Source organism: Streptomyces sp. PU-14G, assembly GCF_041028275.1.
GTDB lineage: Bacteria > Actinomycetota > Actinomycetes > Streptomycetales > Streptomycetaceae > Streptomyces.
In genome coordinates this window covers 1-6,846 of record NZ_JASKYT010000421.1, presented here as the reverse complement: position 1 = coordinate 6,846, position 6,846 = coordinate 1, and the positions used below count along the sequence as shown (strand labels likewise).

The 6,846-nt window shown below is 74.4% G+C and carries 5 protein-coding genes; 2 read left to right on the top strand and 3 right to left on the bottom strand.

Features of this window, described 5'->3' with window-relative positions; all coding sequences use genetic code 11:
* Positions 1–240: 240 nt before the first annotated feature.
* Positions 241–2,034, top strand: a complete 1,794-nt coding sequence (locus AB8Z75_RS30465; RefSeq protein ID WP_369207634.1) for an AMP-binding protein — start codon at positions 241–243, stop codon at positions 2,032–2,034.
* A 28-nt stretch (positions 2,035–2,062) separates the two neighbouring features.
* Positions 2,063–2,926 carry a PaaX family transcriptional regulator C-terminal domain-containing protein gene (locus AB8Z75_RS30460; RefSeq protein WP_369207636.1) on the top strand — a complete coding sequence of 288 codons (864 nt, stop codon included), beginning with the start codon at positions 2,063–2,065 and terminating at the stop codon, positions 2,924–2,926.
* Between the two features lie 24 nt (positions 2,927–2,950).
* Here AB8Z75_RS30460 and AB8Z75_RS30455 read toward each other — a convergent pair whose 3' ends face one another.
* From AB8Z75_RS30455 to AB8Z75_RS30445, 3 genes are all read right to left on the bottom strand, one after another.
* Complete coding sequence (locus tag AB8Z75_RS30455; protein ID WP_369207632.1) at positions 2,951–3,238, bottom strand: DUF3099 domain-containing protein; 288 nt, start codon at positions 3,236–3,238, stop codon at positions 2,951–2,953.
* A gap of 100 nt (positions 3,239–3,338) precedes the next feature.
* Positions 3,339–5,663 carry a bifunctional salicylyl-CoA 5-hydroxylase/oxidoreductase gene (locus tag AB8Z75_RS30450; protein WP_369207630.1) on the bottom strand — a complete coding sequence of 775 codons (2,325 nt, stop codon included), beginning with the start codon at positions 5,661–5,663 and terminating at the stop codon, positions 3,339–3,341.
* 7 nt (positions 5,664–5,670) lie between these two features.
* On the bottom strand, positions 5,671–6,498 hold the full coding sequence (locus AB8Z75_RS30445) for an enoyl-CoA hydratase family protein (RefSeq protein ID WP_369207628.1): 828 nt from the start codon (positions 6,496–6,498) through the stop codon (positions 5,671–5,673).
* Positions 6,499–6,846 lie beyond the last annotated feature (348 nt).

Genomic DNA, 6,846 nt, shown 5'->3' with positions numbered 1-6,846 from the left:
GTCGGGGGCGGCGTGGCACGGCSCGGTGGCGGGTCGGTGGTGGACATGGCGGCTCCCCTCGGCGTCGGGCCCGGCGCGGGGCCCGTGCTCCCCGCATCGCCCGCCCTCTTGTCTATCGCGGACCATTGACTGCCGTCACCATCACGTTACGCTCAACGCCATTCGCCACCATCGGCGCCGCGGCCGGTGCCGCGTCGGTGCCGCCGCCTCCCGAGCCGCCCGCGAGGGGGTAGATCGGCCATGCGTCCGACTCCGTCAACGCCCGTCGCCACCGCCCACGTCGACACGTTCGCGCGGGACCACCTGCCACCACCCGGCCAGTGGCCCGACCTCCTGCTGGACAACCCGGCACTCGCCTACCCGGAACGGGTCAACTGCGGCGAGGAGTTGCTGGACCGTACCATCGAGCGGCTGGGCCCCGACCGCCCCGCCGTCCACGTCGGCGGCGTGCCCTCCCCCGCCGGCAGGAGGTCCGCGCGCCGCACCTGGACCTACGGTGAACTGCGTGCGCTCGTCGATCGGTTGGCACACGTGCTGCGGGACGAGATGGGTGTGGTGCCCGGCAACCGGGTGCTGCTGCGCGGGCCGACCAGCCCGTATCTGGCCGCCTGCTGGCTGGCGGTGATGAAGGCGGGTGCCGTCGCCGTCACCGTGCTGGCGGCGCAGCGGGCCCGGGAGCTGGCCACCATCTGCCGCCTCGCCCGCGTCTCGCACGCGCTGTGCGACGCGCGGTCGGCGGACGAGCTGACCGCAGCGGACGTTCCCGGCCTGCGCACGTGGCTGTTCGGCGCGGGCGACGCCACCGACGTGCTGCGAGTCGCCACGGGCAAGCCGGACCGGTTCGGCGCGGTGGCCACGGCCGCCGACGACGTGGCGCTGATCGCCTTCACCTCCGGCACCACCGGCGTTCCCAAGGGCTGTGTGCACTTCCACCGCGACGTGCTGGCCGTCGCGGACACCTTCGCCGCGCAGGTGCTGCGGCCACGCCCCGACGACGTCTTCGCGGGCACGCCGCCGCTGGGCTTCACCTTCGGCCTCGGCGGTCTGGTGATCTTCCCGCTACGGGTGGGCGCCTCGACGCTGCTGGACGAGTTCAAAGGAGCCGCGCAGACGCTGGAGGTGGTCGCGCGGCACCGGATATCGGTGCTGTTCACCGCGCCGACCGCCTACCGCGCCATGCTGGCGCTGCTGGCCGATCCCGGCCGGGGCGACGCGCGCACTCCCACGTCGCTGCGCCGCTGCGTCTCCGCCGGGGAGCATCTGCCCGCCGCCACCTGGCAGGCGTGGCACGCGCGCACGGGTCTGCGGATCATCGACGGCATCGGTGCCACGGAGATGCTGCACATCTTCCTGTCCGCGGCGGACGAGGCGATCCGGCCCGGGTGCACGGGCGTTCCGGTGCCCGGCTTCGAGGCGCGGATCGTCGCGGAGGGCCACGACGGCGAGTTGCTGCCCGTGCCGGACGGCTCCCCTGGGCTGCTGGCCGTGCGCGGCCCGGTCGGCTGCCGCTACCTGGCGGACGAACGGCAGCGCGCGTACGTGCGGGAGGGCTGGAACCTGACGGGTGACACGTATGTGCGGGAGCAGGACGGCTACTTCCGCTACGTCGCCCGCGCCGACGACATGATCGTCTCGGCCGGGTACAACATCGCGGGGCCCGAGGTGGAGGAGGTGCTGCTGGCCCATCCGGACGTGCGGGAGGCGGCCGTGGTGGGGGTCCCCGACGCGCGGCGGGGACAGATCGCGGTGGCGCACGTCGTCCTGGCCCCCGGCGTGCCGGCGGACGAGGCGGCGGCCGAACGGCTGCGGCAGTTCGCGCTGGCTCAGTCGGCTCCGTACAAGTGCCCGCGCCGGTTCGTCTTCACCGCGAGCCTTCCGCGCACGCCCACCGGCAAGCTCCAGCGCTTCCGGCTGCGCGACCGGGGACCCGGCGCCGAGGGGCCCGAAGCGTCCAGGGGGCTCCACGCGTCCGACCAGCCGCACGAGCCCGAGGAGGCGCCCCGACCAGGCGGCTCAGCTGCGGATCTAGAGTGACCGCGTGGCACAGAAAGCGTCCGAACAGATCGACACGGCACCTCGCAGTCCGGAGACCCCGCAGCCGGGCAAGCCCTCCCCCGGTTCCTTCATCCTCACCTTCTACGGCGCCTACGGGCGCGAGTTGAACGCGTCGGGAACGGTACCGATCGCGACCCTCATCCGGGTACTGCACACCGTGGGCGTGGACGCGCCGTCGGTGCGCTCGGCCGTCTCCCGCCTCAAACGGCGCGGCCTGCTGACCGCCGACCGGCCCGGCAGCAAGTCCGCCGGATACCGGCCCTCCCCCGCCGCCGCGCAACTCCTCGCCGACGGCGACCGGCGCATCCACACCCGCCCCGATCCCGACGGCGCCTGGCTGCTGGCGGTCTTCTCCGTGCCGGAGAGCGAACGCGACAGGCGGCACGTCCTGCGCTCCCGGCTGGCCAGGCTGGGCTTCGGCAACGCGGCCCCCGGCGTCTGGATCGCCCCTTCCCACCTGGAGGAGGAGACCCGCCACGCTCTCGACCGCCTCGGCCTCGCGCCCTACGTCGACCTGTTCAGGGGTGAGCACGCCGGGTTCACGCCGACCGCGCGGTCCGTGGCCCGCTGGTGGGACCTGGAGGGGCTCGCCGAGCGTCACCGGGCGTTTCTGGCCGTCCACGAGCCGGTGCTCCGGCGCTGGTCGCGACGGACCCGCACACCCCCGCAGGCGGCCTACCGCGACTATCTGCCCGCCCTCGACGCCTGGCGGCGCCTGCCGTACGCCGACCCGGGGCTGCCGCACGGGCTGCTGCCGAAGCGGTGGCCGGGTGAGCGCGCGGCGAAGGTGTTCTTCGCCCTGCACGCCGCGCTGCGGGACGCCGGGCTGGCGTACGTACGGGACGCCTACGCCGACGCCCTCGACCGCTGAGCCGCCCGCCGGAAGGCGCTCGGGCTAGCGGGGCCGCCGGTCGTCGCCGTGCCGCCGGTCGTCGCCGTGCCGTTGGTCTGGGCGCTCGGAGGGCGGTGCGTTCTCGTCCTTTCGGGGCTCGTCCCACCAGCGGTCGTCGGGTTCCCTGCGGTTCCCGACGATCGCGGCGACGGGCGGAATGACCATGGCGACCACGCACATCCCGATCGCCGCGGGCACCGACCACAGCCGCACGAAGGCCCAGGCGCTGACGAACAGCACCAGGCAGACCGCCATCAGCGCGAAGTAGCGCCGCCGCCTTCGTGCGTACATGTCTCCACGGTACGGCGGACCGGGCCGTCCGTCAGGCGGGGGCGTGCGCGGTCCGGGCGGGGGACGATGGCGGGGAACGATGCGCCCGGGAGGGCGCCGCTCACAGCGCGAGGCGGGGCTTGGGCGCGTCGGTGCGGCCCGTGGGGGGACGGCGGCTGCCCGCCCGGTACGGGTCCGGCCACGGCGCACCCGGCCCGGTGTAGCCCTGCTCGGCCGCCGCGTGCAGCGTCCAGTGGGGGTCGTACAGGTGCGGCCTGGCCAGTGCGCACAGGTCGGCGCGGCCGGCCAGGACCAGCGAGTTGACGTCGTCCCAGGAGGAGACGGCGCCGACGGCGATGACGGGGACGCCCAGCACGTTGCGGATGCGGTCGGCGTACGGGGTCTGGTAGGAGCGGCCGAAGTCGGGGCGTTCGTGGGCGACGACCTGCCCGGTGGACACGTCGACGGCGTCGGCGCCGTGCTCGGCGAAGGCGGCGGCGATCCGGACCGCGTCGTCGCCCGTGGTGCCGCCCTGGGCCCAGTCGGTCGCGGAGATCCGCACCGTCATGGGACGGTCGGCGGGCCAGGCCTCGCGCACCGCGTCGAACACCTCCAGGGGGTAGCGCAGCCTGGCGGCCAGGGCGCCGCCGTAGGCGTCGGTGCGCCGGTTGGTCAGCGGGGAGAGGAACCCGGACAGCAGGTAGCCGTGCGCGCAGTGCAGCTCCAGCAGGTCGAAGCCGGCCCGGGCGGCGCGGACCGCCGCCGCGACGAACTGGTCGCGGACGGCGGCCAGCTGCACCGGCGTGAGTGCGTGCGGGACCTGGCTGACACCGGGGCGGTAGGGCAGCGGGGAGGGGGCGAGAAGCGGCCAGTTGCCCTCGGGCAGCGGTTCGTCGATCCCCTCCCACATCAGCTTCGTGGAGCCCTTGCGTCCCGCGTGACCGAGCTGGACGCCGATGGCGGCCGTCGGCGACCGGGCGTGCACGAACGCGGTGACACGGCGCCAGGCATCCTCCTGCTCGTCCGTCCACAGCCCCGCGCACCCGGGCGTGATGCGCCCGGATGCGGACACGCACACCATCTCCGTCATGGTCAGCCCCGCCCCGCCCAGCGCCCGCGCGCCCAGGTGGACGAGGTGGAAGTCGCCGGGCACACCGTCCTGGGAGCTGTACATGTCCATCGGGGAGACGACGACCCGGTTGCGCAGGGTCAGCCCGCGCAGTCGGAACGGCGTGAACATCGGCGGTGTGCCCTCGGGCACGCCCGCCTCGCGTTCGGCCGCCGCGACGAAGGCGGCGTCGCGCAGCCGCAGGTTGTCGTGGGTGACACGGCGGCTGCGGGTGAGCAGGTTGAAGGCGAACCTGTACGGCGGCTGGGCGGTGTAGTGCGCCAGCTCCTCGAACCAGGTCAGGCTCGCCCTCGCCGCCCGCTGCGTGGAGCGCACGACCGGCTGCCGCTCGGCCTCGTACGCGGAAAGCGCCGCCGGCAGGTCCGGCTGTTCGCGCAGGCAGGCGGCGAGCGCGAGCGCGTCCTCCACGGCGAGCTTGGTGCCCGAGCCGATGGAGAAGTGCGCGGTGTGCGCCGCGTCACCGAGCAGCACGATGTGGCCGCCGGCGGCGCTGCGGTGCCACCAGCGCGCGTTGACGACGGTACGGAAGGCGGTCCACTGCGAGTTGTTGCCGCGCAGTGGCCGCCCGGCCAGGGTCTCGGGAAAGAGCCTCGCGCAGGCGGCGGCCGAGTCGTGCTCGTCGAGCGCGTCGAGCCCGGCGGCCCGCCACACCTCCTCCCTCGTCTCGACGACGGCCGTGGAGGCGCCCTCGGAGTAGGGGTAGGCGTGGAGTTGCACCACCCCGTGTTCCGTCTCGGCGATCTCGAAGCGGAAGGCGTCGAGGGCGAAGTCGGCGGCAAGCCATATGTAGCGGCAGCGGTGGGGGGTGACGGTGGGCCGGAAGACGTCGGCGTGCGCGGTGCGGGTGGCGCTGTGGACGCCGTCGGCGGCGACGACGAGGTCGCATGAGCGTGCCAGCTCGGCCGCTGGTGGCGCCTCGGTGGAGAAGCGCAGCCGCACGCCGAGCTCGCGGCACCGCTCGTGCAGCACGGACAGCAGAGTGCGGCGGCTCAGCGCGGCGAAGCCGTGCCCCGTGGAGCCGAGCGTACGACCGCGGTGGGCGACCTCGATGGCGTCCCAGCGCACCATGTGGGCGCGCAGGGTGGCGAACACGTCCGGGTCGGCGTTCTCGATGCCGCCGACGGTCTCGTCGGACAGGACGACGCCGAAACCGTACGTGTCCTGTGGGGCGCCCCGTTCGTAGACGGTGACCTCCCGTGCCGGGTCGAGGCGCTTGAGCAGCACTGCCGCGTACAGCCCGCCTGGCCCGCCGCCGATGACGGCGACCCGCGAAGCCCGGGCTCCGGCCCCGGCCGCGGGCGTGGCCCTCGTGGTCACCTGGTGCTCACCGCCCCCGCCAGGCGGGTGGCCGCTTGGCGGTGAAGGCGTCGTGGAACTCCTTGTAGTCCTCGCCGTGCATCAACAGCGCCTGCGTGGCGGCGTCCAGTTCGACCGCGCCGGAGAGCGGAAGGTCGAGTTCGGCGGTGAGCAGCGCCTTGGTCTGCGCGTGGGCCAGCGCTGGGCCGTCCGCCAGCCGCCGGGCCAGCTCCTGGGCGGCCCGCTGGGTCTCGCCCTCGTCCACCACCTGGCTCAGCAACCCGATGCGCTCGGCCTCCGGCGCCCGTACCGGCTCTCCCAGCATCAGGATGCGCGTCGCATGGCCGAGGCCGACGACGCGGGGCAGCAGGTAGGCGGCGCCCATGTCGCCGCCGGAGAGGCCGACCTTGGTGAACAGGAAGGCGAACCGCGCGGTCGGATCGGCGACCCGGAAGTCGGCGGCGAGCGCCAGCACCGCGCCCGCGCCCGCGGCGACCCCGTGCACGGCGGCCACCACGGGGAAGGGCGCCTCCCGGAGCGCCCGCACCACCTGCCCCGTCATCCGGTTGAAGTCCAGCAGCCGGGCGGTGTCCATGCCGAGAGTGGCGCCGATGATCTCGTCCACGTCACCGCCCGAGCAGAAGCCGCGCCCTTCCCCGGCCAGCACCAGCGCCCGGGGGCGCTCCCGGTGCGAGAGCTCCGCGAGCAGGTCACGCAGATCCGCGTACGCCTCGAACGTCAACGCGTTCAGCTTCGCGGGCCGCGCCAGCGTGACGGTGGTGACCCCGTCCGCCTCGCGCACTTCCAGATGCCGCCAGCGCGCGGTGCGTTGAGCGGAACCGGTGAACGGGCTCATGCGGGCCTCCGTCGCTGCCGTCGGCGAACGCGCCCGGGTGGGCACCCGGGCCACCACGCGCCCGAACGTATCACCTGTCGGTGACCACCGTCACGAGTGCGCGATAGAGGCAGTCGGCCGGAACCCCGTACGGGCAACGGGAGTTCACCGGATCGGGCGAAGCCCGCTGCGCGGGAACGGTTCGCCGCGCGGCCTGATGCGTACGGTCGGCCGTATGACGACCACGGCGGGGGGCCGTACGGCGACGGCGTCGGCGGGGCGACGAACGGCGGGCGGGGCGACGAACGGCGGCGGCGCGGAGCGCCGGGAAGGACGTACGAGACGTGCAACCCACGAGGGGCGTCCACC